Origin of the sequence: Cohnella silvisoli, assembly GCF_021190915.1 — a bacterium.
In the GTDB taxonomy this organism is placed as follows: domain Bacteria; phylum Bacillota; class Bacilli; order Paenibacillales; family Paenibacillaceae; genus Cohnella; species Cohnella silvisoli.
On record NZ_JAIOAP010000019.1, the window covers coordinates 105,313 to 131,261 of the forward strand.

A 25,949-nucleotide genomic window follows, 5' to 3' on the forward strand; every position below is an offset into this window, starting at 1 on the left:
TTACGCCGGTGATAGGACTATCCGATTAGACCGACGTGCCGGCTTTTTTCATTTGTTCAGGATAACCGTAGTTACCATGCTCGCTCAAGTCCAAACCGATAATTTCTTGCTCTTCCGTAACGCGGAAGCCGATGACTTGCTTAACGATCCAAAGTATGATGAAGGAAGCCACAAAAGCGAACGCTCCGCATACGACAACGGATTCGAATTGTACCCATAATTGATCCCAACCGCCGCCTTCAAACAAACCCGCTTTACCGATTCCGACTTTTTTGGACAATTCATCCGTTGCAAACAAACCATTCGCCAAAGTACCCCAAACTCCTGCCGCACCGTGAACGGAAAGCGCGAAGATCGGATCGTCAACTTTAATTTTTTCGAAGAACTTGGCGCTGAAGAATACGAGTACGCCTGCAACCAAACCAATAACAACCGCTGCCCAAGGATCAACGAACGCACAGGACGCTGTAATGGCGACAAGACCAGCCAATGCGCCGTTAAGCATTGCCGTAATATCTGCTTTGCCGTTAACGAGCCAGGAAATCAGCAACGCCGATACCGCGCCGGCAGCCGCGCCTAATTGCGTATTGAATGCGACGAAACCGAAGAATCCATCCCCGATAGCTACCGTGCTTCCCGCATTGAAACCGAACCAACCGACCCATAGAATCAATACCGCCAATGCGGTGAACACTTGGTTATGACCAAGAATTTCATTAGCTGATCCGTCTTTATTGAATTTACCAATCCGCGGCTTGAGCAGAATTGTTGCCGCCAGAGCACCGATCGCGCCTGTTAAGTGAACGACTGTCGAGCCTGCGAAATCTTGCGCACCGTCTTTAGCCAGCCAACCGCCGCCCCAGATCCAGTGAGCGATTACCGGATAAATGACTGACGCGAAGAATAACGTGAATATCAAGTATGCGGATAACTTGGCGCGTTCTGCGAAACCGCCCCATGCAATGGATAGAGATACGGCCGCGAACGCAAGTTGGAAAATGAAGAATACGGATGAAGGATAATTTTCTCCATCTACTGCCGCATGCGATGGATCGAAGAAGAAATTTCCTAATCCGATAAATTTATTTACCGATTCCGAAGCATCACCGCCGAATGTGAAACCATAACCGACAGCCCAGTATACCAATGATGCAAGACCAACCGTGAAAATCGTTTTACCAGCAACGTGTCCGGCATTCTTCATTCGAGTAGAGCCTGCTTCTAGAAGAATAAAACCGCCTTGCATGAGGAGAACTAGAATGCCTGCAAGCATAACCCATAATGCATTCAGTCCCATGTTAAGCTGTGTAGCTGATGGATCCTCTGCGAAAGCGATTGTCGGAAACAGCACGAGAAGTGCACCTAACGAAATTAAACTTTTCTTGATCACAACTGACCACTCCCTACGTGTAATGTTTCATGACATTTTAAGAAAGCCTTAGTGTCATTATAGGTTGATCTTCACGATTTGACAATATGGATTTCACAAAAATATTCAATAAATGCACCAAAAATCTAACATTAACGATATTAATGGTGTTTAATGTTAGGATTTAGACCCTAAAACCACTCCGTTTAGCAATTTCACCCCTGATATTTGTCCAACACCCCTTTTGATATATCACATCGATTGCATCAATGTAAGTTTATATCCCACTCTATCTTAAAAGACCTATAAAATCGGGAAAAGCAAGCTCAACTATCACGTTTGACTGTATGGTTCACCATTCTGTATGATAGAGACATGAAGCCATAAGCAGGAAAGAAAGGTGAACTCGATGCGAAACGGATCGATGAATGCCCCACGACTGTACCGGATCGGAGAGCTTTCAGCCTTGGCAGGCATTAGCCCTCGCACTATTGATTACTACACTGGCTTAGGACTATTGGCTCCAGCCAAAAGGTCAACGGGAAATTACCGATTATATGATGATGAAACTTTGTCGCGCATTCACCGTATTGAACAAATGAAGGCGCAGAAATATTCGTTGGAAGAAATCCGCGAGCAGTTCACTTCATTGAACCGCGTAGCTGCGAATGAAACCGTAACCCGCAAGCTCTCGGAGCTGCAAACGCACTTGGCCCAGCTTGAACGGGAAGTTAAAGAACTCGAGCCCGTTCTGGAGCAGCTAAAGCCGCAGCAGGCCAAACGCCTCTTCCGCGCAATTACACCTCAGACTGCTGCTTGCGTAGAGGCGCTTCTCCTGTTATTAGGGAAGAGTAACTTTATGTAATGCGCCTTACACAACTCATTTGACGGAGGGAACACATCCATGTTTTTTCACCCGATGGATTTTCTGATCATTATCGCTTTTCTATTGTCACTGTGGGCTCAATTCCGTGTAAAAGGAACATTTAACCGCTGGTCCGAAGTGCAAAGCCACAGTGGACTTACCGGCTACGAAGCAGCACGGCGCATGTTGGACCGCAACGGACTGCATGATGTACCGATCGAACCCGTTCCGGGCAGACTCTCCGACCACTACGATCCCATACACCGGGTTGTACGCTTGTCCGAGCCTGTATACTACGAGAACTCCATCTCAGCGATATCCGTTGCCTGCCATGAAGTCGGGCACGCGATACAGCATTCTCAGAGCTATCCGATGTTGGTTCTGCGTCACCGTATGTTTCCGATCGTTCGCATTGCTTCCGGAGTAGCGCCTATCTTATTAATTGCAGGTTTCTTATTGCAGGCCATGAACCTTGTCGGTTTCGGGATCATCTTCTTCTCAGCCGCCGTTGCCTTCCAACTCGTTACGTTGCCGGTCGAATTCAACGCCAGCTCCCGGGCTCGCGATATTATGGTTTCCGAGGGCTTTATCACTCATGACGAAGAAAGAGGCGTCGCCAAAGTATTGAACGCCGCCGCCCTAACTTACGTTGCTGCTGCCTTGATCTCACTCTTAGAGCTCTTGAAATACATCATGATCTTCACCAGCGCTCGAGATGAGTAAATAACATCAGACTAATAGAAACGCCGCCAGAGCATCGTGCTCTGACGGCGTTTATTTTCTAACGTGGCTTATACTGGCTGTTGAAAAAATCGAGCAAGAACGTATGGAACATCTGCACGACTAGAGGGAGCTTCTCTCCCGATCTGCGGATTAATCCGATTGTACGGGTCACGTGCGGTTCGCTTACTTTGACGACGGCAGGCATCATCGAGCTTGTTTGGTACATCGCCATCTCCGGGAGCAGACTAACACCCATTCCAGCGGCAACGAGACCCCGGATCGTATCCGTCTCCTCGCCCTCGAAACCGATTTTAGGCGTAAAGCCCGCTTCTTTGCAGGCATCCCATACGATTGGGCGCAAAGAGTAGCCAGAGCTGAATAGAACGAACGTTTCATCCTTCAGATCTCTAAGTTTTATGGAATCCTGCATAGCTAGCCTATGATTGTCAGGGAGAATTGCGAACAATTCCTCTGTCAGAACGATTTCCCCCGTAACGAGATCATTTTTCTCTGGATAGGGAGAAATGAAGGCTAGATCGACTTCCGCATCCGCTACATCGCGTATGAGGGAAGGATACATCCCTTGACGAAAACGAAACTTCACGTTGGGATGAAGCTTCCGGAATGCGGCCACCACTTGAGGAACGAGATGAATGCCTAAGCTATGCGGGAACCCGATCCTAATTTCCCCCATCTCGGGATCAAGAAATTCGTGGATCTCCATAACCGCGCGATCTAGATCACCCAATATAGCTTCCGCTCGCCGAAGAAACAACTGACCTACGGGAGTCAATTGCACATTACGCCCTCTTTGCATGAAAAGACGAATGCCCAACTCTTCCTCCAGACGATGGATTTGCCTGCTTACCGCGGATTGGGCGACATGCAGTTCCTCCGCCGCCTTGGTTACATGCTGAAGCCGTGCGACATGTACGAAATATTGCAGCTGCCTTAGTTCCAAATGGACGACCCCTTCCATGCCCATCCGCTTGTTCCAGAGATTGGACAAGGGTATTCGATAACGATTATAATGATTACGGCAAACCTTATCAATGAAGGAGGAACATATTCATGTCCCAAGAACGTTCAGCTACGCTGAAAGGCAATCCAATAACACTCGTTGGTCCCGTCTTGAAACCCGGGGATTCGGCTCCCGACTTCACATTAAACAAAAACTTGCTGGAAACTTCTTCTCTTAAGGATTTCGCGGGCAAAGTCAAGCTGATCAGCGTCGTACCTTCGATCGATACTGGCGTATGCGACGCACAAACTCGCCGCTTCAACGAAGAAGCGTCCAAATTGGGCGACAATGTTGTTATCATTACCGTCAGCGCAGACCTCCCATTCGCGCAAGCTCGTTGGTGCGCTGCCGCTGGAGTCGATCGCGTATTCCTGCTGTCGGACTATAAAGAGAACAGCTTCGGTAAATCGTATGGCGTCCTCATCAAAGAACTTCACTTGGACATGAGATCCATTTTCGTATTAGATAGCAACGATCAAATTACTTACGTAGAAGTACTTGGCGAAATGACCGAGCATCCGAACTACGAAGCGGCAATCGCGGCAGTTAAGAGCCTAATCTAATTTAGTTGAGTACTAAGCAAATACAACAAAAGCGAGGTAAGGCCAACCGCCTTCCTCGCTTTTTATTTGGTGAGTATCACGTTTCTAAGTTTTGTAAGAGGATAGCTTCCGATCCAGAACGCTATAAATTTCCTGAATAATGCGATAGTTCGCACCCAAATCGCCAAGCGAACCGCGGGATGCCGAATAAATGTCGACCGCAGTATTGCCTGGGCTTGTACCGACGACTTGAATGGTGATATCCATCGTACGGCCGGACATCGACTTCTTTTCCATGACGATCTCGCCGACGGTCTGAACTTCGTGAAGAACTTTATAGCCCTTCATTTTCTTCAGAATGGAACTCACTTCGTCCCAAGCCCGATCCTTCGAAAGCCGGTAATAATGAGACTTAAGCTTAGGATCTTTCGACTTATCACTTGTATGTTCGTGGCTGCGAATCAAACCGATCAGAAATCGCTTCAATGCTCTCTCTCCCTCCGGGTGCCCTTGACGCTACATTCTATCTTATCACGCCTGACCCGGGGATGTAAGTCCGAGGATAGAGAAAACCCGCCTATGCCGTCCGACGTGCATGTTTCTGAACCTGCTTTGGCAGGTGGGTGCTCGCAGCATAGCTTTTGACTTCCCTTTTCGGGGGCATGTCAGCCGCCTGGCAATCTAGGGCTCCCTTGAAACAAACATTGGTTCAAAACAATTAAGCGTCGTAACGTACATGGCAGGAATATTCTCATTATAAGCAGGTGGATAAGAAAAGTAAAATGCCTTAGGTTTGCTTCTCTTCTTCTTCGGATTCGGATTCGGATTCGGAGGTGGTCTCCGTCTCCGCCGCTTCCTTCAACAGCATCATCTTCTGGATAACCAGATTAAAGTTGTAGAAAGTGTATACGGCAATAATGCTTCCGAAAAAGAACGGGATTAGAAACGTGAACTTCGTGCTCATGAAAATAACTGCCGCAGCTCCGATTGCCATGATCAATGACCGTATTGGACGACCGATTGTCAAAATAAGCGCATTTTTGAGCAATTGAATCGTTTTCATATGGAAATGCGACAAAAGGGAGAAGAAATGCAACAAAGATATGAGCAGCAAGAGCAGCAACGCAATAAATAAGTACGCGATAAGTTGAAATCCAGACATTTGCTTCAAATATACCTGGAAATCAATAATCAATATCGCGAACAAAAGCGCGTAGAAAATGCCGCCGATCATCGCTTGCAAGTAATTGCTCTTGTAGCTGCGGAAAAAAGTTTTCAAAAGCGGGACATCCGTATCGCCCAAAACCCATTTCCGGGCGACCGAGAACATCGCCGAGGTCGCCGGAAATAAAGTAAAAGGTGCTACAATCGCAAGCGGTATGATGATCGCCTTCAATTGCTCGGTATCTTTTGCCCCAAGAAAACTAATCATCATTAACCAAAAAGGAAATGACGTGAGAAGCCACAATACGTTCGTAACCGACAACCTCATGATCCACTCGGACAGCCGGTAGAAGCCACCCATCATGCCCCGCATCTCCATGGGGTTTCCTCCCTGATGACAATCGTCAGTAACTTAAAGACTTAAATTAAATTTTAACGAAATCTTCGCTTTGGGAACGGCTGCCGCGGGAATCATCCCGACGCTCAGGACGTCCGCCGCGGTTCGCATCGCGATAGCCGCCGTCGTCGCGACCCGAGCTGCTGTTGCCGCCCGTACGGTTGCTGCTGCCGCTATAAGGTTTGCGCTGTCCGCCGCTATAGCTTGAACCGCCGCGGGAATCGCTGCGGCCTTGCCCTTGTCGCCATGCTCCTTGACCGCCGCCGCTGCCGCCGCTTCCGCCATAACGACGTCCGCTGCTGCTGCCGTAGCCGCCGCCGGATCCACCGCGATTACCCTCGAACTTGCGTTTCTTGCCGCGAACGGGATCTTCCGGAGTCAACTCAATGTTAACGTCCTTCTTGTCACCTGTAAGCAGCTTCATCGCTGCAGCAAGAAGTTGTACGGAATCATACTGCTCCAGAAGTTGCATAGCCACCCATTTGAATGGAGTAACATCTTCTTCCGCGCGTACGGTATCCATAATCCGTTCAGCCATCAGCTTCTGTTTACCTTCCATTGCTTCGGACAAGGTAGGCAGAATTTTCTTAGTAATGCGATGGCGGGTAACCTTCTCGATGAAATGCAGATGATCCGTTTCACGAGCGGTAACGAACGACCACGCCGTACCTTCTCTTCCTGCGCGGCCAGTCCGGCCAATCCGGTGAACATAGCTTTCCGGATCTTGCGGCAAGTCGAAGTTGATTACATGGGTTACACCTGATACATCGAGTCCGCGAGCGGCTACGTCCGTAGCGACAAGCACGTCGATGCTGCCATCGCGGAACTTGCGCATTACCGTATCGCGTTGATTTTGCGAAAGATCGCCATGCAAACCATCGCAAGCATATCCGCGCTTCATCAGGGCTTCGGATAGCTCGGCTACCCGACGTTTCGTACGACCGAAGATGATAGCCAGTTCAGGCGGCTCCATGTCAAGCAAGCGGCAGAGACCGTCGAATTTCATTCTCTCCTGAATTTCAACGTAAAATTGCTGAATCAAGGGTGCGCTTAGCAGCTTGGAATCGACTGCAATATGTTCCGGATTGCGCAAAAATTGTTGCGCCAGCTTCTGAATGTTCGCAGGCATAGTCGCCGAGAACAACAAAGTTTGGCGCTCATCCGGTACGAGCTTCAAGATGGATTGAATATCATCCATGAAACCCATATCCAGCATTTCATCGGCTTCATCCAGAACGACCGTACGTACGTCGTCCAAGCGAATGGTCTTGCGGTTGATGTGGTCTAACAAACGACCTGGTGTTCCGATAATGATCTGCGGCTTCCGTTTCAAGGAACGGATTTGACGTGAGATGTCTTGACCGCCATATATAGCCAAGGAACGAAGTCCCTTGAAACGTCCAAGCTTCTCGATTTCTTCTGATACCTGGATAGCCAACTCGCGAGTTGGGGCCATGATCAGGGCAACGATGCGATCTTCGCTCGCTGCGATCTTACTGATAAGCGGTACTCCGAATGCAGCGGTTTTACCTGTACCTGTCTGGGCCTGCCCGATCATATCTTTGCCGGCTATGGCAACGGGGATGGCTTTCGCTTGGATAGGGGTCGCCTCTTCAAATCCCATCTCCATTATGGCTTGAAGTACGTCCGGCTCCAAACCAAATTCTGCAAATGTGCTCAAACTTTTTCAATCTCCTTCTGTGTTGGGCCTACAAATTACGGCTTCCAAAAAAAATTATCAGTTCATTATAGCACAGACTTACTCGTAAACTCCAGTCTTAGGAAAAGGGTGCCATTTTCGCATGATCAACTTCTCCCGGGGGAACATAAAAAACGATACATGTTCCAGGTTGTATACAGAGGGGTGCTAACATGAAAAGGATTGCCATAATCGGGCCCGTATTTTTGATGATAATCAGTGCCGCCGCCGTCGGTTTCGGCTTCCAATTGCTGCTCATTCCCGAGCAACTGTTAAGCAGCGGGCTTTCCGGCGTTGCAATGGTTGTCGGTTACTTAAGCGGGTGGAATATCGGCTGGTTGTATTTTGCCCTAAATGTCCCTATTTTGCTCTGGGGGTATCGGATCTTAGGGAAACGATTTATCGGGCTTAGCATGTTAACCGTTTTATCCACGGCATTTTTCTTACAGATCATACCTGAAATAAAACTCACGGACGATCGGCTCTTGGCTTCCGTCTTCGGTGGCGTGCTCGTCGGAATAGGCGCTTCCATATCGCTTCGTTATGGCGGCTCTTCCGGTGGCTTTGATATCATCGCCTCCATTATATCACGTTACAGGGACTTACCCATCGGCATACTTACAGTTCTTCTCAATACGTTCGTCGTTGCAGCGCTAGGTTTTCTGAAAAACGATTGGAATGCCGCCCTATATTCTATGCTGTCGATCTATTTAACGGGAAGAATAATTGATGCCGTACATACGCCTCATCATAAAGTTACCGCATTTATCGTAACCAACCACACGCAAGAACTTGCTTCCAGGCTGCTTAAACTCCCAAGGGGCGTAACGATTGTCAAAACCCGCGGCGCTTTCACCAGCGAAGAACGGGACATGCTTATGACCGTAACAACGCGATACGAATTAGCCGAACTTCGTAAAATGATTGGAGAAGTCGATTCCAAAGCATTCGTTAACATAGTCCAAACTATCGATGTAATCGGTGAATTCCGCAGACGATAAATTTCTTTAATAATCCCGACTTCATTCGGCAAAATACTACAAAATACCTGTGTCTAACCCCCTTAAACTCGTTTATAATCTTGTTACAGAGCTTATGGGGAGAGATATTACAATGAATGTTTTTTTGGCATTAATTTTACTTCTTCACACCGCGATCAGCGGACCGCAACAAGGCGAGAACGCATTTGGAAAGTTATGGAATACCGCTAAAACAGCAATGCACGAACAACCCGGAACCCCGACCGAGCCTCAGAATCCTGAGCAAATTCCCGGCGACAACATCGGTGATCCGCAGCCGGATTCGCCCAAGGTTAAAGGCATTTATGTAACGGCCTATAGCGCAGGCGGAGAAAGAATGGCTACTCTGCTCAATCTGTTAGATAAAACGGACTTGAACTCCATGGTTATCGATATCAAAGATGATCTTGGCAACATTACTTACAAAACGACCAATCCGACTTTGCAAAAGCTCGGCAGTCCTCAACCGTACATCAAAGATATTAATAAATTAATGACGACATTAAAAGAACACGACATCTACCCAATTGCCCGGGTGGTTGTTTTCAAGGATAGCGTACTTGCGAAGAAACATCCTGAAATGTCTTTCGTGCAAAAAGACGGAACGGTCTGGCACAACAAGAATAACGATAAGTTCGTTAACCCTTATAACAAGGAAGTTTGGGACTACAACATTGAAATCGCCAAAGAAGCTGCCAAAATGGGCTTCAAAGAAATCCAATTCGATTACGTGCGTTTCCCCGAAGGATTCGAGAAAAAAGCCGATTCGTTAAAATTCACTAAAAGCACGCTTAATCGAGTCGATATCGTAGCCGGTTTCGTAGAATATGCGAAAAAACAGCTAGCTCCCCTTGGCATTAGAGTTTCCGTAGATATTTTCGGTTACGCCGCATCGGTGCCGGCCGCCGAAGGGATCGGCCAAGATTTCGTCAAAATATCCAATGCGGTCGACGTCATCTGCCCGATGATTTACCCGAGCCATTATAGTACGGGATGGTTTGATCAGAAGGATCCTGACAAAGCGCCATACGCGACAATTAAAGGCGCAATGGTCGACACGCATAAGAAACTTGATCCGCTCGGGGATAAGAAACCGATCATTCGTCCGTGGATACAGGATTTTACCGCTAAATGGCTTGGCAAAGGCCATTTTACGGCCTACGGCGCTGCCGAAGTGCAAGCTCAAATTAAGGCATTAAATGATAGCGGAGTTACGGAATACTTGCTCTGGAATGCAGGCAACAAATATTCTGACGGGGTAAAATTTTAAGCAATTATAAAATTATAAATCGAATCGCCAAAGTGGCTGCGCAGGTTTATGACTTGCTTAGCCACTTTTGCTATTTGGGGAGCGAAGCTCGTTTCTGCATATTAGAAATAGCAAAGAGGCTATCCACAAGGTCACTTATGGGATAGCCTCTTTGCAAAAATCTAGTTATTCTCTTTACCTTTTACCCTGGAAATACGGTTCGCCAAGCGCTCCGGGAGCTTTGGAGCGGCCCACCGCGCCGACAAGAACGAGAATTGTCAGCACATACGGAAGCATGTAGATGAACTCGGAAGGGACATGCGACGAGAAGTCGAACAGTTGCAGCACGTTATTGATCGATTGCGCGAAGCCAAAGAAAAGAGCCGCGCCTAAAGCGCCTAGCGGATTCCATTTGCCGAAGATGACAGCGGCAAGGGCAATGAAGCCTTGGCCCGAGATCGTATTGTGCGAAAACGTTCCCGTTGTCGTCAATGCAATCGTTGCTCCGCCGAGACCTGCTAGCACACCGCTCAGCAAAACAGCGGTATAACGCATTCTCAACACTTTAATCCCAACCGTATCGGCCGCGCTAGGATGTTCTCCGACCGCCCTAAGACGCAGTCCGAATGGTGTTTTGTATAGCGTATAATAAATTACCGCTACGAGTATTAAGGCTAAATAGGTAGTTGGATAAGCCGTAAATAGCCCTTCCCCGAGAACGGGTATGTCCGATAACACCGGTATCTGGATCTTGTGGAATACTTCATTCACCAGCGAAGTTTCTCCTGCCCCTTCGAACAACAGCTTAACCAAGTACAATGTAGAGCCCGCAGCAATAAAGTTGATGACAATTCCGCTGACGACTTGATCCGCCCGGAAGCTTATCGTAGCCACGGCGTGAATCAAGGCAAACAACACCCCGAACAATGCACCCGCGCCAAGCCCGATCCACGGGGATGCACTTCCGAATCCCGCTTCTTGAGCATGGTAAGCGGACACTGCGGCTGCGAACGCGCCGGCGGTCATCAGTCCCTCGAGCCCGATATTAACGATACCGGATCGTTCCGATAATATTCCGCCTAGAGAGGCTAATATTAACGCAGTCGAAAACACAAAAGCGGTGTTTAGCATATTTCCGATCGTCGCCAGATCCATCTAAATCACCTCTCCTTTGCTTTTCTTGCCGGGAAGCCGCCGCTTGATAATCCAGCGAATAATCCCTGGCGCCGCAACGAAGAAAATGACGGTTCCGATAACAATCCGGATGATTTCCGGCGGAACGTCGGCTCCGAAGCTCATCCCTGCCGCACCGTAAGAAAGCGACCCGAACAGGATTGCTCCAAGCAGAACGCCAACCGGGTTATTTCCTCCGAGCAGGGCGACTGCTATACCGTCGAATCCATGACCCGTATGACTCGCCGATACGGCTTGATTTAGGAAAACTCCGAGAACTTGGAAAACGCCGGCTAATCCGGCAAGCACTCCGGAAATGAACATGGCTTTCACTACGCCCCGGTTAACGTTTATGCCTGCATACTTCGCCGCGTCTGGATTATGTCCGACTACCCTTAGCTCATACCCTTGCTTCGTTCTCCAAAGGAATACGTAGAAGAATACGACTGCGAGCAAGGCAATTAACATTCCCCAATGCATACGCGCATCTTCAAGCAGCCGGGAAAGCCATCCAATCGTTACCGAAGCGGATTCATCGATCATATACGACCGACCTTTACCTGGTTCAAGGAGATAATCATTAACGATATAATTGGCCAGATGCAGCGCAATCCAGTTCAGCATGATCGTCGTTATGACTTCGTTCACGCCTCTGGCTGCCTTCAAGTAACCGGCAATCATCCCCCAGAAACCGCCGAACAACGCCCCTACGATAACGGCCAATGGAGCATGAATATACCATGGCAAATGGACTGACACCCCAATGATGGTCGCGCCTGTCATTCCCATGATGTATTGTCCTTCAGCGCCAATGTTGAACAAACCCGTCCGGAAGGCGAAGGCGACAGACAATCCCGTAAAAATAAGCGGTGTTATCGCTGTCAACGTTTCCCCGAAATCGTAGGGGTTGCCGAATACTTTATTAATCAAAGAACGGTACGCCAAGATCGGATCATATCCGCCAATCAGCATAATGATCGCTCCGACCAACAGTCCTAGAATGATGGCTACGATTGGGACAATCGCGGAACCTCCAGTGATCGCTTTAATCAGTTTGTTCACTGCTCGGGCCTCCTTGCGACTGTTTGTAGTTGGTCATCATCAGGCCTAACTCCTGATCGTTCGTTTCCGCGGGATTCACTTCTCCGACGATGCGTCCTTCATAAATAACCGCAATGCGATCCGAAAGCTGAAGGATTTCTTCGAGCTCATAAGAGATAAGCAGTACCGCTTTTCCCATGTTGCGCTGCTCAACGAGTCTTTTGTGGATGAACTCGATGGCTCCAACGTCCAATCCGCGGGTAGGCTGCGCCGCGATCAGCACGTCGGGGTTTTTGTCCACTTCCCTGGCAATAATCGCTTTTTGTTGATTGCCGCCCGATAGCGCCCTTGCCTCCGTCATAATGCTCGGAGTCCGTACGTCGAACTCTTTTACTAAACGCTCCGCATGTTTATCGATCGCATCGAAATCCATAAAGCCGCGTTTATTAAACTGCGGAGTATAATACGTTTCCAATACCATGTTCTCGCGAACAGGGAAATCGAGCACAAGGCCATGCTTATGCCGATCTTCGGGAATAAGCGAAATGCCTGCTTCGGATATCGTCCTAGGCGTCGCACCTGCAATTTCCATGTTGCTTATTTTAATCGAGCCGCTGGAAACAGGTCGGAGTCCTGTTAAAGCTTCAATAAGCTCGCTTTGGCCGTTGCCTTCTACTCCGGCTATGCCGAGAATTTCTCCTCGTTTCAGCACGAATGACGTTTCGTTAAGCGCATTCAATCCTTGGCGGCCCTTTACGACCAAACGGTCTACTTCCAATGCGGGCTCGCCTAATACCGCATTTTTTTTATCAAGCTTAAGCGACACTTCACGACCGACCATTTTTTCGGCTAATTGATTCGGATTCGTTCCGGCAACCGGCAAGCTGTCAATGACTTTACCGCGGCGCACTATCGTGACTGTATCGGCGATGGCCATAATTTCCTTAAGTTTGTGTGTAATTAAAACGATCGATTTCCCCTGACTAACCAGATTACGCATGATTTCCAGCAATTCACTAATTTCTTGCGGGGTTAATACAGCCGTCGGCTCATCGAAAATAAGGATGTCCGCTCCGCGGTACAGCGTCTTCAATATTTCGACCCTCTGCTGCATGCCTACCGATATTTCATCGATTTTGGCATAGGGATCAACGTTAAGTCCGTATTGCTTAGATAATCTTTCCACTTCTTTGTGGGCTTGTTTGTAATTTACGGCGAAACCTAACTTAGGCTCGCTTCCAAGAATGATATTTTCCGTCACGGTAAAAGGGTGCACCAGCTTAAAATGCTGATGCACCATCCCGATACCGAGTTTGATCGCTTTGTTGGGGCCGTCGATGACGACCTCCTGCTCATTTACGAAGATTTCCCCTTCTTCAGGCTGATACAGTCCGAACAATATGTTCATCAGCGTCGATTTGCCAGCGCCATTCTCGCCGAGCAGGGCATGAATCTCGCCCTGGCTCAGCTTGAAATTGACACTGTCGTTAGCGACGATGCCGGGGAAACGCTTCGTAATATTCCGCATTTCTACGACTGTTCTCGCCTTATCCATAGTAGCACCCTTTATCGTTTATTGATTATTGGGCAGTCGGTACTTTGATTTCTCCGCTAATGATCTTGGCTTTGTATTCTTCCACTTTATCCAAGATTTCTTTGGAAACGTTTTTGGTAGAAGTTTCCGGCAAACCTACGGCATTTTCTTTCAGGCCAAGGGTCGTTATAACGCCTGCAGGGAATTTACCATCGATCATTTCTTTCGAAACGCGATATACCGCTTCGTCTACGCGTTTCAGCATGGAAGTAAGCGTAACTTCGTCGCCGAACTCGAGAGATTGGTCTTTATCTACGCCGATAACCCATACTTTTTTGCCTGCTTTAAGACGTTCTTTGGCTTCGTTGAATACTCCGTTACCCGTTCCGCCCGCTGCGTGGAAAATGATGTCCGCGCCATCGTTGTAGATCGAAGCGGCTGCAGCTTTGCCCAAATCAGCTTTGTCGAAAGCACCGGTATAGTTGATGATGACTTTAGCATCCGGGTTAACGGCTTTTACGCCCGCTACGAATCCAAGCTCAAAGCGTTTGATAACGGGAATATCGATTCCGCCTACGAAACCGATTTTGTTCGTTTTCGTCGTCAATCCCGCAACAACGCCTACTAGATAGGAACCTTCGTTCTCGGCAAAAGTAATGGAGGCAACGTTCGGGGCTTCCACGACGTTGTCGATGATAGCCAGCTTAGCGTCCGGGTTTTTGGCTGCAGCTTCTTTAACCGCATCGCCCATCAAGAAACCGATACCCCAAGTCAGGTTGTATTTATCGCGCACGAATTGGTTGATGTTCGTCAAGTAGTTCGTGGCTTCTTTGCTTTCCAGGTATTTCACTTTCGTTCCGGTATCTTTCTCCAGATGCTGCAGGCCTTCCCATGCGCTTTGGTTAAACGACTTGTCGTTTACGCCGCCAACGTCCGTAACCATTGCAAACTTAAAATCTTTGCCGCTAGTATCGCCTGATGCGCTTTCGCTAGGACTAGCCCCACCCGTGTTATTGTTTTTCGCTCCGCATGCTGTCAAAGTAAGTGAAGCCAACAGCATAATCCCCGTAAAAATCTTTGCCGACTTTTTCATTTTTTTACGCTCCTTCTGAATGATGGTATATGGATATCTTTCATGAAACCAATCGTAATGATCGTCCGTTACAATCGCGAGACGATCTCTTTCACGAGCGAGATAAACACCGGTTTTGTACGATTCGCTACTTCGATGACTTGCTCATGGCTTAATGGCTCTAATTGCTCTCCAATCGCCATATCGGTCACGCAGGAAATGCCGATTACTTTCATTGCCATGTGACTGGCTACAATGACTTCCGGGACAGTCGACATTCCAACTGCATCGCCGCCGAGCTTGCGTAACATCGTCAGCTCTGCCGGGGTCATATAAGTAGGGCCGGTAATCCCCGCATAAACGCCTTGCTGAATGTGAATGCCAAGCGATTGCGCCGTCTCTCGGACTAGAACGAGCAATTCTGGTGTGTATGCTCGGCTCATGTCCGGAAATCTCGGTCCCAGTGCTGGCTCGTTCGCCCCAATTAGCGGATTGGCTCCCGTCATATTCAAATGATCTTGAATAAGCATTAAGTCTCCGGCCTTGAATGCCGGATTCATGCCGCCGCATGCATTGGTAACAAACAGGCAGTCTACCCCTAACGCTTTCATAACACGTACGGGGAATGTTACCTCCTGCATGGAATAACCTTCGTAATAATGAAACCGCCCTTGCATCGCGACAACCTCTTTGTTATTCAAGCGGCCCGTCACGAGTTGCCCTGCATGACCCTCAACCGTTGATACCGGGAAATGAGGGATCGACTCGTAAGGAATCCGGACGGCCTCTTGAATGTCATCCGCAAGCTCGCCCAAACCTGAGCCCAAGATCAGACCGATTTGCGGTCGAACCGTAATCCGTGACTGAATATAGGTTTTCGCCTCTTCCATGGTTTGAAGCAACTGGCCCATTTCAATTCACCCCCCTTTAAAGTATACCCCTTTATTGCCAATTGCTTGTCTATCTGGTCCAACTTCTATTTCACTTCTCCGACGACCAATGGAGGCGGAGCGACCATTTGTTGTTGAATTCGAATCGACTCGTAAATTTTAACCAACACATCTTGGATAGCTTCATTGTTGGCATGAATCGTGGCGAGAGACTCACCGATACGCACGGAGTCGCCGATTTTCTTGTGCAGTACGATTCCGACGGCCAAATCGATCTTCGATTCCTTCGTCGCGCGTCCCGCGCCAAGCAGCATCGCTGCAAGCCCCATATTCTCGGCCGCGATAGTCGCGACGAAACCCGCTTCTTTAGAAGGAACTTCGAAACGAAACTTAGCGGTTGGCAACCGCTCCGGCTCATCTACGACCGAGGCATCGCCGCCCTGCGCGGCTAGAAACGTCTTAAACTTCTCTAATGCCGATCCATCCGCTATCGATTGTTCCAAGAGCGCTCGAGCCTCTTCCTTGCTAGATGCAACCCCCGCCAGAACCGCCATATGACTCCCAAGTGTCAAGCACAGCTCTGTCAAATCCTGCGGTCCAACTCCCCTTAGCGTATCTATGGCTTCCTTTACCTCAAGGGCGTTGCCGATCGCGTTGCCAAGCGGCTGGCTCATATCGGACAGGACGGCAACGGTTCTGCGGCCCACCCGGTTTCCGATATCTACCATGCAGGAAGCCAAGTCTTCTGCCTCGGCCATCTCTTTCATAAAGGCGCCATCGCCTGTTTTCACGTCTAACACGATAGCATCGGCTCCGGACGCAATCTTCTTGCTCATAATGGAGCTGGCGATTAAAGGAATGGAATTTACTGTTCCTGTAACGTCCCGAAGCCCATATAATTTCTTGTCAGCAGGTGTCAGATTATCGCTCTGGCCGATAACCGCGAGGCCGTTCCGATTGACCAACTCTATGAAGGTTTCGTTATCGATTTCGACATGAAATCCAGGAACGGATTCCAACTTGTCGATTGTTCCGCCGGTATGTCCAAGGCCCCGTCCAGACATCTTGGCGACAGGAACGCCTATCGAGGCTACAAGCGGTGCGAGTACCAGCGTAGTCGTATCTCCAACACCGCCCGTGCTATGCTTGTCCACTTTAATTCCCGATATTTCCGACAAATCGATCGTTTCACCGGAATGGACCATCGCCATCGTCAAATTAGCTCGTTCCGTCGGCGTCATTCCGCGAAAGAAAATCGCCATCGCCATCGCCGACATTTGATAATCGGGAATGGATCCATCCGTATATCCACCGATGAGGCTGTTGATCTCGTTTTCGGTCAACTCGCCGCCATCGCGTTTTTTCGTAATTAAATCGACGGTTCTCATGAATGCTATGCCTCCTTGCTAATTCACTCGCGATTCGTATTCGATTAGTAACCTTGTCCGACTCCGCCCGTAACGATTGCGATGGAAGAGCTGGCACCTAGCCTAGTCGCTCCCGCTTGGATCAACTTCCGTGCAATATCCAGGTCCCTTACGCCGCCGGATGCTTTAATTCCCATATCGGGACCGACCACATGACGGATCAATGCGATATCTTCCACTGTCGCTCCGCCAGTGCCGAAGCCTGTCGAAGTTTTGACGAAATCCGCTCCCGCTTCTTTAGTCAATAAGGCAGCTTGCTTTTTCTCCTCGTCCGTCAAGTAACAGGTTTCGATGATGACTTTAACCACGGCTTTCCCCTTGCAAGCCTTCACGACTTCTTCGATATCCCTTTTCGCTGCATCCAAGTGTCCGGATTTCAATGCTCCCAAATTCAGGACCATATCGATTTCGGTAGCCCCTGCCATGATGGCATCCGTTGCTTCCGCGGATTTGATTTCCGTTCTGCTCGCCCCGAGAGGAAATCCGATGACCGTCGTTATCCCGACTTTGCTTCCCGCCAGTTCGCGCGATGCCAATGGCACCCAATAGGGATTTACGCATACCGTTGCAAATCCGTATTGTTTCGCTTCACCGCAAATCCGCATGACTTCCGATTCTGAACTTACCGCGCTTAACAAGGTGTGGTCGATCATCCCAGCAATTTGTTCAGGTGTCATAGTTGTCATTTCTCCTGTAGATTCAATTTGTCCAATAAGGCTTTAGCCGTAATCTGGTCCGTAACCAACGTGTTTCCATACTTCCCCTTTAATGCGCCGAATATGGCATTTACTTTCGAAGGCCCGCCAGCGACTAGGATGGAATGCTCTTTCAGACGTAAATCCGCAAGCTCGATGCCCACCGTACGTTCATCCAAGCTTGGCAAACAAATATCGCCATTGCAGTCGAAGTAACGCGAGCAAATGTCGCCAACCGCCTTATTTTTAATAATCTCAAGCTCATCCTCGCGAAAATAATTAGAATTGATCAGAACGGAATCGGGCGTTGGCGATCCTGCGGTGAAGACGGCGATATTGGCATGTTTACCCATGTCCATTACTCTCCGTATATGGCGATCCGTGAGCATCGACTGCTTAACAAGAATATGATCTACTATTGCCGGCAAATACATGAAATACGGCGTGACATTAAATGCTTTGCCGAACAGATGAACGATTTCAGAAGGGGAAATAAGCACGTCCGCATCGCTAACGCCGCCATTTAATTGAACGACAAAGGAGTTGACCAGCGATTTCGCCTTCAGATGCAATGCCACCTGATACATAGTCGAACCCCATGAAGCGCCAATCGTATCTCCGTCTTTAACTAAATCGTTCACATAGGAAGCCGCGGCTTGTCCAATATATTTCTTCACTACGCTTTCCTCGTAGGTAGGCGTAAAAGCGACAACGACGTTCTGCAACTGAAACCTGTCTTTAAGCAAGCTTTTTAATACTTCGACATCTTCCGTCGGGTCTTTAATTTCTATCGTAACAATACCTTCCGCCTTCGCCTGCTGAAGAAGCCGAGATACGGTCGGCCTAGACACGCCTAAAGTTTCGGCAATTTGATTCTGACTGTAGTCCAGCTGATAATAAAGCTTGGCAGCTTCGATTACTTTTTTGATTTTGTCGTTTTCCAACAAAAGTCACACGCTTTCAAAGTGCTTTTTTTTGAAATTCTGTTCAAATCAGATGAAATTATGTTCTCTCACTGGCTATTATAATGGATATTAGGCTTTCGCGCTAGAACAAATTGCATGCAAAAAGCTGACGCTATTATCCAGCGCCAGCTTTGCCCTTCTGTCGTTATTCATCATGTTATACGCATTTTCCCCGCCAAACTTACGAAAGTCATTAATACGCGATCCACGCGAGCACGAACGGCCGCATGCGCCGGTTCTCCCTGCTCATCGAAACGCCGCTGATCCCCCCCGATGGAAATCCATTCGGGACAGCTGATCCCATGCAAGTTACGGACGATAACTTGCATATGCTGAAGCGAACTAACGCCGACCGACCCGCCTGCCGAACTGATGCAGAGCACCATTTTCCCATCGAAATGTTCGCTGCCTAAGTAATCCAGAGCATTCTTAAGCACGCCGGACACGCTCCCGTGATATTCCGGCGTTGAGAGAACTACCGCATCCGCTTCCGCAACCATTTGCGCCAATCGGGTGACGGTATCCGATTCCGTCTCATCGTCCGGATCATAGAAGGGCAATGGTTCATCGTACAAATCCCATATGTTCACGACATGACCGGCTGACTTCAGTCTTTCCCCTACGAACTTGGCCATCATTGTACTCGAAGAATTCCTTCGGTTGCAACCGGCAACAATCGCGATTTTCATGACAGATCCCACCTTCGAACCACTTTACATACATAGTAGTTTAAAAAGTGTGTAAATGTCAAAGAAATATTAAGCGAAATTGAAATTCAATGAGTTTCAATGATATAGGCTGCGCCTTTATTCGCCCGACGTTTCTCGATAAGCACGATTTCCCGGACGACCGGGGGCTCGACGTAATGTTTGGACAAATGGATTTCCACTTCGTTCATGACTTCCTCGTCGGAATCCCCCATGACGATCATGACTATATTTCGATCCGCAAGCTGTACTTCCAATTTATAAAGAAACATTCCCATCTCTCCTCTTATCGTTAATCGGACGTTCAGAAAAAGAGGGACTGTGCAGTCAGACCCCGTCGGTCTTCCTGAGCAGCCCCTGCCATTTCACGTTGCTTGAGTATTATTGAGATAACCGTAAAGCTAGATTGTACAAGTCCAAATTAAATGTTTTTTTCGTGGAAACGACTTTCTCGATATCCGTGGCGACGAACTCGCCCTTTACGATGCCGATTCCTTTGCCGGAATCGCCTTCCTGCAAACGTTGAACCGCATAATCAGCCAACCGGCTTGCCAGTATACGATCGTTATGAGTAGGAGTGCCTCCGCGTTGAATATGACCCAATACCGTTACCCGAGGCTCGATCCCGCTATACTCGGTAATCCCTCTTGCTACTTCTTCTCCGGAACAGACTCCTTCGGCAACAACGACGATGCCGTGGCGTTTGCCCTTCTGGAAATTATCCTTCATCCGCAGGGAAATATCTTTCACGTCGAACGGAACTTCGGGGACGAGAATCGCTTCCGCGCCGCTGGCCAATCCCGCATACAAAGCGATATCGCCGCAATGGCGCCCCATCACTTCCACGACCGAGGATCTTTCATGCGAAGTCATCGTATCGCGCAGCTTGTTGATCGCATCGACGACGATGCTTACGGCGGTATCGAAACCGATCGTGAAATCGGTGAACGGAATATCGTTATCGATCGTTCCCGGCAATCCCATAGTCTTAATTCCAAGCTTGCTTAGTTTATTAGCCCCTTGATACGAGCCGTCGCCTCCGATAACGACCAATCCGTCGATACCATGCTCGCGAAGAACCTCTGCTCCGCACTGCTGTCCTTCAGGCGTCATGAACTCCTTGCAACGGGCTGTCTGAAGAATCGTACCCCCGCGTTGAATGATATCGCCCACACTTCGCAAATCCATCGGTCTGAGATCTTGATTTAATAGCCCCTGATAACCCCGCTGCACGCCGTATACTTCAATGCCGCGGTACAACGCGCTCCGCACGACGGCGCGAACGGCCGCGTTCATTCCTTGCGAATCCCCGCCGCTCGTTAGAACGGCTATCTTCTTAACTGCACTCATCTGTCGATTCCTCCCTAGTATCTCCATGCCCTTATATGTCCTTACATGGCCTTTCTGATCCAATGGCTGTTTAGCCAGAAAAACACTCTTGTCCAAGGGCTTCCCTTCATAAGAAGCTTGGCGGTCTTGCGCACGTTTTGTTGATCTTTAACTTTCGGATCCGATAAATACAGGGCAACAAGGCCCTCGACGATCATTCGGTGAAAATGTCCGAAAGGGAGCTCATCCGCGGATTTTCTAGCCGCTTGTACCATCTGCTCCATCCGGTCATTCAGCATTTGCTCATCGCTGTAATAGCTGCAGAAGTTCAGGTCGCCGCCGATTTTATCCTCCGCTTGATCGATCAAATAATCGAGCAGGATGTGCAAGCCGCATATCGAAGGGAAATAACTTTCCTTGATCGATTGGGCTTGGCCGGCATCGAGAGATGAATCGCTGGCCGCTAGGAAAAGCATAAACATCCCTAACGTGGACCCCGTCGCGGCCGCGAATTCATTCCACTTCAGCTGCGGATAATCGGGCGAGTGACTTTCCCACCAGCTAAGCAGTTCCTGTTCGCGATCGGCGTGGGCAATATGCTTATATACTTGCAAGTCCGCGTAAAGCTGCACTAATTCTCTAACATGCTTCTGCACAAGTTCATAGGAGGGCAGTTCGGCTATCGAAGCCCGGCATTGCACGACAAGAGCATGCAAGTATCCGCCATCGTCCTGCTCTTGCCTTAGCGCATAATAATTCTGGGTTTGCGCTTCCGGAGTAACGGCATCCAACATGCTCTGGTGAAGCAGCCGGAAGTCGTCCGGATCCATAGACGTGCTACGGTCGCACAAATTGTCCAAATAGTCGCTAATGGTCTGCAAAGCCACAATAAGCGGGATGAGCACATGGCGCTGCTCTAGGTTGGCGGCTGCATATACCCCGCCGCCCTCGCAATGAAATTGCTTCGCGTTCATGCTGTCCAGCGCTTGCTTACGCAGCTCAACGTCCGGAATGGCATTAGCCGTTACTCGCCAGCGCGTTAGTTCAGCCCTAACCTCAGGCAAAATATATTTGTAAACCCTTCTCATCAGCGTAATCGGCCCGCGTGGGGATCGACCTAACAATAACTGCTTGTCATTCATTCGAATGGTCCTCCGCTTTGCACTAACCGCTATGCTTTTTGGCTTCCACGTCCAAATCTTGCTGGGTACGGAAAAAAATATGAAGATCGTTAATCCGGCTTGCCAAATCGGCGATGTCCCCGTTAATGCGACACGACTCCGTAAAATCGTCCTCGTTGAACAACTGCTGCTGCCTGACTCTGATTTTCTCCTCGAAACGGATGATATGCTCCGGTATATTCCCGCGAATCATTTCCCATTTCGCCAATATTGCGGTTTGATGTTCCAAATTTAACTCATCCCAATCGTTAGTTAGACAAGGGATCATAATTCCATGCCTGTCGCTATATTGGAATTGGCTGTCAAGCCATTGTTGATCTACCCGCATCGTTTGCCACCCGATCTACTTTCTCTAGCCTCGCAAAAAGCATCATTCTTTAATTTATCATTTCACAACTGTTTAATCCAGTATAAATGTCTGAAATCCTTCCGCGAATTTCGCCTGTTATCTGATATAATACTAGCTATCTCGACAAGTCGAGCAGGTCAATACGCTTCAAAGGAGATACACCATGACGACCCCCAACGAGCCGGTCACTTTAAGACGGCTCTTCCTGTTTTTTATTCCTATGGGCATTTCGGTTCTATTAATCAATCTCTCGCATGTCATCATTAACGGAACGCTTGCCCGGTCCGACAATCCGGAGATCATCCTAGCTGGATACGCGCTTGGAATGAGCCTGTTGGTTGTCACGGAAAGACCAGCCGTACTATTGAGGCAGACATGTTCCGCGCTCGTAAGAGACCGCATTTCCTTCAGAGCAGTAAGGAGTGTTAGTTTTTACGTCTTCGGATCTGCTTTGGTATTCGGCGGGCTCGTCGCCTATACGCCGCTGGGCCATTGGATATTCGGAGGGGCTTACGGCGCCGATCGCTTAGTTGAACGAGAGGCCGTTCATACTTTCTACGCGCTTATGTTTTTGTCGGTATTTTCCGGTCTGCGCTGCTTGTACCAAGGCATTATAATTTATAAAATGAGAACGCGTTGGCTAACGATCGGAATGATTTTCCGGCTAGCGGGCATGTTCCTCCTGTCCCAATACTTTCTGCACGTAGGCGTCACTAGCGCGATGCAAGGTTCGATCATATTCGTGTTCGGAATGGTGATCGAAGCGTCTATCAGCTGGCTTGAAGCTACTAAGCTCCTAAAGGCCATGCCGGAAAAAATGGAAAATTGCGAGATCGTCAAGCCGAAACAAGTTCTCGGGTTTTACAATCCTTTGCTCTACTCCTCACTCATTGTCGTATGGATCTTGCCGATCATGAACGCGCTTCTAGGCACCACCGATAGAGGGACGCTAGCGATCGCTTCCTTCGCGGTTGCCGGGAGCCTGATGAATTTAATACTTGGGTTTTTTACTTATTTCCATCAAATTGCTTTGCTGTTCGTAAAATCGGATCCCGCCATTGTCCGCAAATTCACGCTAATGCTGGGATTTATTCCGCCGTTGCTTCTGCTGCTGATGGCCTTCACGCCGATCGGCTCTTGGATGTTCCTCCATGTGCTCGGCGTAAAAGACGAGCTGCTTCATGCCTGCATTCACGCTTTACGGGGATTTTTCCCTTTCGTGCTCATTTTCCCTTGGCTGGACACCTTAAACGGAATAGTTATGGCACATGGGGAAACGAAGCTGATGTTCGGTTCGCAAATCGGCAATGCGATAGTGACGGCCATAACCATCGTTCTTCTCGTCCTGCTATTGCCGCATTGGAACGGCGTACTAGGCTCCTTCGCGCAATCCGCAGGTTTAATCGCGGAGCTGATTTCCCTTGTTTGGTTATTCCGACGCAATCATCGGTCAGTTAATTAACAGGCCGGCATTCAGAATGGAGATTACCGCATATGAAACAATCTCAATTGTTGCAGGGACAGCTTACTATCCTAAGAATGATGCAATTCACCAACTATGCAACAATGGTACTGTTGATTACTTATTTTCCCTTATATTTCGAAAGCATTGGGTTTACGAAATTGCAGATCGGCGCCATCTATTCCGTAGGTCCCTTCCTCTCGATCGCCTCGAATTTGGCCGTAGGCATTCTGAGCGACAGAACCAAGAGCTTACGCCGTATTCTCAGCCTGCTCTATTGCGTCCAGATCTTAGCGCTCGCTTTGCTGTTGCCGCAAAAAGAATTCGCCATCATGGCCGGAATCATGGCATTGTTCTACTTGTTCCAGACGCCAGTCAACTCTATGTTAGACAGCGTATCTTTGCTCGCGGCGGATCAAATGAAAATCAGCTTCCCGGCTATCCGGATGTTCGGCTCTCTCGGATATGCGGTTTGCGCCGTTATTTTCGGATATTTGCTGAAGGTTTACGGTTCAAACTTGACGATCACGCTCGCGCTCTGCGCTATCGGAATGTCGCTTATCTTCTCCTTCTTAATCAAAGACTTCCAGGCAACGTTGAAAAAATTCGAATTCGGCGGTTTATGGATTCTGCTTCGCAAAAGCGAAACCGTCATCTTCTTCGCGCTCATTATGGTCGTCTCGGTCGGACACCGGATGAATGAAGGCTTCCTCTCGATCGCCATGCGGGAAATTGGAGCGGACGACTCCACGATCGGTTACGCATCGCTCGCGTCGGCCATAAGCGAAATCCCGATGTTTTTCTTACTTGCCAAGTATGGTCATCGTTTCCGCGAATTGCCCCTGCTAGCGATTGCTAGCTTTATGTACGTAATCCGTTTGGGATTGCTCAGTCTCGCCACCGAGCCTTGGATGATGGTTGCATTGCAGACGATGCACGCCATAACGTTCGCGATTTTCTATATTACGGCATTGCGGAGCTTGCAAGCTTTGATTCCCGATGAGTACCGGTCGTCCGGGCAAGCCGTATTCGCCGTCGTCTGGTCCGGTATTGCCGGCTTAATCGCCGGAACGCTTGGAGGGTGGCTTTACGACGCCCTAGGGCTTGCTACCGTATTCCGCTTCGGCGCTATTTTCGCATTAGTCGGTGCCTGCGGCTTCTTGTTCGTTCATCTACGCCGTGATCAGGCCGCTTAAATCTCACTTTTATCGAAAATCATGCTCAAAACGAAAAGGCTGTGTTCCGTGCAATTGTTGCTTAGGTGGGTATGGCAGAGGAATTAATCGATTATTTCGAGCAACTCCCTGCAATTTGGTCTTTCCTAGAGGAATTAATCGATTATTTCGAGTAACTCCCTGAAATTGGGCCATTTCCAGAGGAATTAGTCGATTATTTCGAGTAACTCCCTGCAATTGGGCCATTTCCAGAGGAATTAATCGATTATTTCGAGCAACTCCCTGCAATTCAAACGCTGACCTTCTAAGCAACAATTATCTGGAACTCAGCCAACGAAAAAGTGTTGGTGCAGGAGGTTTGAACTGTGACCCTATTCGTCAATTGCTGATTTCTTGAGCAGATTGTGGGCAAGCGAAAGCCACCCGACTTCTAAGCTTACCTTTGGCAAGCCGCGAAGCAGAAAACGCAGGGATTCTCGGTTATTCTTTATTTGTCCGAATACACTTCCGGCTCAATCATTCGCCGAACGGAAAGGGCGTATCCTTCTTCACTTCGGAGCTTATCCCTAGACTGTTTCTTCAGACGCATGTACTTCAGACTTACCTTCACTTCTCTATTTCCTTCTGCTTTTGTACAGGAAGGTTTTAATGGGCTTATTTTACTTTAATCGATAAAAAAAAGAGGGGGTGTATCTCCTGTAGGAGCGACAGCGTTTGCCTTTGGAATCGTGAAATCTCCTTGTTACGAGTTTACCTATTCAGATTTCACGATTCCGACCCGGGGTCCCCGCAAAGTAATCGGAATTGGCTACAAAGCTTATCTTCACTTTGCGGGGTGGAGCAGCAACCGGAAGGAGATACACCCCCGCAAAAACCATAATCGATAGAAACAGTAAAGAAG

Annotated in this window: 25 protein-coding genes, 1 other RNA gene and 1 pseudogene; 7 read left to right on the forward strand and 20 right to left on the reverse strand. The window is 48.7% G+C overall.

Annotated features, from left to right (window positions below):
* Positions 1-25: 25 nt before the first annotated feature.
* Positions 26-1,390: an ammonium transporter gene (locus tag K7P76_RS27975; RefSeq protein WP_232189371.1), complete on the reverse strand. Its 1,365-nt coding sequence runs from the start codon at positions 1,388-1,390 to the stop codon at positions 26-28.
* Positions 1,391-1,778: 388 nt separating this feature from the next.
* Here K7P76_RS27975 and K7P76_RS27980 point away from each other — a divergent pair, with 388 nt between their 5' ends.
* Both K7P76_RS27980 and K7P76_RS27985 read left to right on the forward strand, forming a co-directional pair.
* Positions 1,779-2,234, forward strand: a complete 456-nt coding sequence (locus K7P76_RS27980) for a MerR family transcriptional regulator (protein WP_232189428.1) — start codon at positions 1,779-1,781, stop codon at positions 2,232-2,234.
* Positions 2,235-2,273: 39 nt separating this feature from the next.
* A complete protein-coding gene (locus tag K7P76_RS27985) occupies positions 2,274-2,957 on the forward strand; it encodes a zinc metallopeptidase (protein ID WP_232189372.1) in 684 nt (227 codons plus the stop codon).
* Between the two features lie 58 nt (positions 2,958-3,015).
* On the opposite strand, the gene gltC is transcribed toward K7P76_RS27985, so the two are convergent.
* Complete coding sequence (gene gltC, locus K7P76_RS27990) at positions 3,016-3,918, reverse strand: glutamate biosynthesis transcriptional regulator GltC (protein WP_232189373.1); 903 nt, start codon at positions 3,916-3,918, stop codon at positions 3,016-3,018.
* A gap of 110 nt (positions 3,919-4,028) precedes the next feature.
* Here gltC and tpx point away from each other — a divergent pair, with 110 nt between their 5' ends.
* The gene (tpx, locus tag K7P76_RS27995; protein WP_232189374.1) at positions 4,029-4,541 is read left to right on the forward strand and encodes a thiol peroxidase; all 513 of its coding nucleotides are present in this window, start codon (positions 4,029-4,031) and stop codon (positions 4,539-4,541) included.
* Between the two features lie 84 nt (positions 4,542-4,625).
* On the opposite strand, the gene K7P76_RS28000 is transcribed toward tpx, so the two are convergent.
* The 4 genes from K7P76_RS28000 to cshA all read right to left on the reverse strand — a co-directional run bounded on the left by K7P76_RS28000 (position 4,626) and on the right by cshA (position 7,762).
* On the reverse strand, positions 4,626-5,006 hold the full coding sequence (locus tag K7P76_RS28000) for a DUF1499 domain-containing protein (protein WP_232189375.1): 381 nt from the start codon (positions 5,004-5,006) through the stop codon (positions 4,626-4,628).
* Positions 5,007-5,086: 80 nt separating this feature from the next.
* A non-coding RNA gene (ssrS, locus tag K7P76_RS28005) (6S RNA) lies at positions 5,087-5,269 on the reverse strand.
* 38 nt (positions 5,270-5,307) lie between these two features.
* A complete protein-coding gene (locus tag K7P76_RS28010) occupies positions 5,308-6,063 on the reverse strand; it encodes a YesL family protein (protein ID WP_232189376.1) in 756 nt (251 codons plus the stop codon).
* A 46-nt stretch (positions 6,064-6,109) separates the two neighbouring features.
* Positions 6,110-7,762 (reverse strand): degradosome RNA helicase CshA, encoded by a 1,653-nt coding sequence (gene cshA, locus K7P76_RS28015; RefSeq protein WP_232189377.1) that lies wholly within the window; start codon positions 7,760-7,762, stop codon positions 6,110-6,112.
* A gap of 191 nt (positions 7,763-7,953) precedes the next feature.
* Here cshA and K7P76_RS28020 point away from each other — a divergent pair, with 191 nt between their 5' ends.
* The gene (locus K7P76_RS28020) at positions 7,954-8,781 is read left to right on the forward strand and encodes a YitT family protein (protein ID WP_232189378.1); all 828 of its coding nucleotides are present in this window, start codon (positions 7,954-7,956) and stop codon (positions 8,779-8,781) included.
* 112 nt (positions 8,782-8,893) lie between these two features.
* Positions 8,894-10,069 carry a putative glycoside hydrolase gene (locus K7P76_RS28025; RefSeq protein ID WP_232189379.1) on the forward strand — a complete coding sequence of 392 codons (1,176 nt, stop codon included), beginning with the start codon at positions 8,894-8,896 and terminating at the stop codon, positions 10,067-10,069.
* A gap of 174 nt (positions 10,070-10,243) precedes the next feature.
* Here K7P76_RS28025 and K7P76_RS28030 read toward each other — a convergent pair whose 3' ends face one another.
* The 13 genes from K7P76_RS28030 to K7P76_RS28090 all read right to left on the reverse strand — a co-directional run bounded on the left by K7P76_RS28030 (position 10,244) and on the right by K7P76_RS28090 (position 22,390).
* Positions 10,244-11,203 (reverse strand): ABC transporter permease, encoded by a 960-nt coding sequence (locus tag K7P76_RS28030; protein ID WP_232189380.1) that lies wholly within the window; start codon positions 11,201-11,203, stop codon positions 10,244-10,246.
* Entirely contained in the window at positions 11,204-12,283 is a 1,080-nt protein-coding gene (locus K7P76_RS28035) for an ABC transporter permease (RefSeq protein ID WP_232189381.1), read from the reverse strand. It lies immediately after the preceding gene.
* A complete protein-coding gene (locus tag K7P76_RS28040; RefSeq protein ID WP_232189382.1) occupies positions 12,267-13,817 on the reverse strand; it encodes an ABC transporter ATP-binding protein in 1,551 nt (516 codons plus the stop codon). The genes K7P76_RS28035 and K7P76_RS28040 overlap by 17 nt, the downstream gene beginning before the upstream one ends.
* Positions 13,818-13,842: 25 nt before the next feature.
* Complete coding sequence (locus tag K7P76_RS28045) at positions 13,843-14,889, reverse strand: BMP family lipoprotein (protein ID WP_232189383.1); 1,047 nt, start codon at positions 14,887-14,889, stop codon at positions 13,843-13,845.
* 68 nt (positions 14,890-14,957) lie between these two features.
* Positions 14,958-15,779: a purine-nucleoside phosphorylase gene (locus tag K7P76_RS28050; RefSeq protein ID WP_232189384.1), complete on the reverse strand. Its 822-nt coding sequence runs from the start codon at positions 15,777-15,779 to the stop codon at positions 14,958-14,960.
* Positions 15,780-15,844: 65 nt separating this feature from the next.
* Entirely contained in the window at positions 15,845-17,146 is a 1,302-nt protein-coding gene (locus tag K7P76_RS28055) for a pyrimidine-nucleoside phosphorylase (protein ID WP_232189385.1), read from the reverse strand.
* 44 nt (positions 17,147-17,190) lie between these two features.
* Entirely contained in the window at positions 17,191-17,862 is a 672-nt protein-coding gene (gene deoC / locus K7P76_RS28060; protein ID WP_232189386.1) for a deoxyribose-phosphate aldolase, read from the reverse strand.
* A 5-nt stretch (positions 17,863-17,867) separates the two neighbouring features.
* Entirely contained in the window at positions 17,868-18,824 is a 957-nt protein-coding gene (gene deoR / locus K7P76_RS28065) for a DNA-binding transcriptional repressor DeoR (RefSeq protein WP_232189429.1), read from the reverse strand.
* A gap of 173 nt (positions 18,825-18,997) precedes the next feature.
* Complete coding sequence (locus K7P76_RS28070) at positions 18,998-19,534, reverse strand: NADPH-dependent FMN reductase (protein ID WP_232189387.1); 537 nt, start codon at positions 19,532-19,534, stop codon at positions 18,998-19,000.
* Between the two features lie 86 nt (positions 19,535-19,620).
* The gene (locus K7P76_RS28075) at positions 19,621-19,824 is read right to left on the reverse strand and encodes a DUF3906 family protein (protein ID WP_232189388.1); all 204 of its coding nucleotides are present in this window, start codon (positions 19,822-19,824) and stop codon (positions 19,621-19,623) included.
* A gap of 109 nt (positions 19,825-19,933) precedes the next feature.
* Positions 19,934-20,902, reverse strand: coding sequence for a 6-phosphofructokinase (pfkA, locus tag K7P76_RS28080; protein ID WP_232189389.1), 969 nt, complete (start codon positions 20,900-20,902; stop codon positions 19,934-19,936).
* 41 nt (positions 20,903-20,943) lie between these two features.
* Positions 20,944-22,023, reverse strand: coding sequence for a tetraprenyl-beta-curcumene synthase family protein (locus K7P76_RS28085; protein ID WP_232189390.1), 1,080 nt, complete (start codon positions 22,021-22,023; stop codon positions 20,944-20,946).
* A 22-nt stretch (positions 22,024-22,045) separates the two neighbouring features.
* Positions 22,046-22,390, reverse strand: coding sequence for a hypothetical protein (locus tag K7P76_RS28090; RefSeq protein WP_232189391.1), 345 nt, complete (start codon positions 22,388-22,390; stop codon positions 22,046-22,048).
* Positions 22,391-22,574: 184 nt separating this feature from the next.
* Here K7P76_RS28090 and K7P76_RS28095 point away from each other — a divergent pair, with 184 nt between their 5' ends.
* On the forward strand, positions 22,575-23,873 hold the full coding sequence (locus K7P76_RS28095) for a multi antimicrobial extrusion protein MatE (RefSeq protein ID WP_232189392.1): 1,299 nt from the start codon (positions 22,575-22,577) through the stop codon (positions 23,871-23,873).
* Between the two features lie 32 nt (positions 23,874-23,905).
* A complete protein-coding gene (locus K7P76_RS28100; RefSeq protein WP_232189393.1) occupies positions 23,906-25,069 on the forward strand; it encodes an MFS transporter in 1,164 nt (387 codons plus the stop codon).
* A gap of 350 nt (positions 25,070-25,419) precedes the next feature.
* On the opposite strand, the pseudogene K7P76_RS33800 reads toward K7P76_RS28100, so the two are convergent.
* Positions 25,420-25,700 (reverse strand): annotated as a pseudogene (locus K7P76_RS33800) (transposase); the annotation flags it as partial.
* Positions 25,701-25,949: the final 249 nt, after the last annotated feature.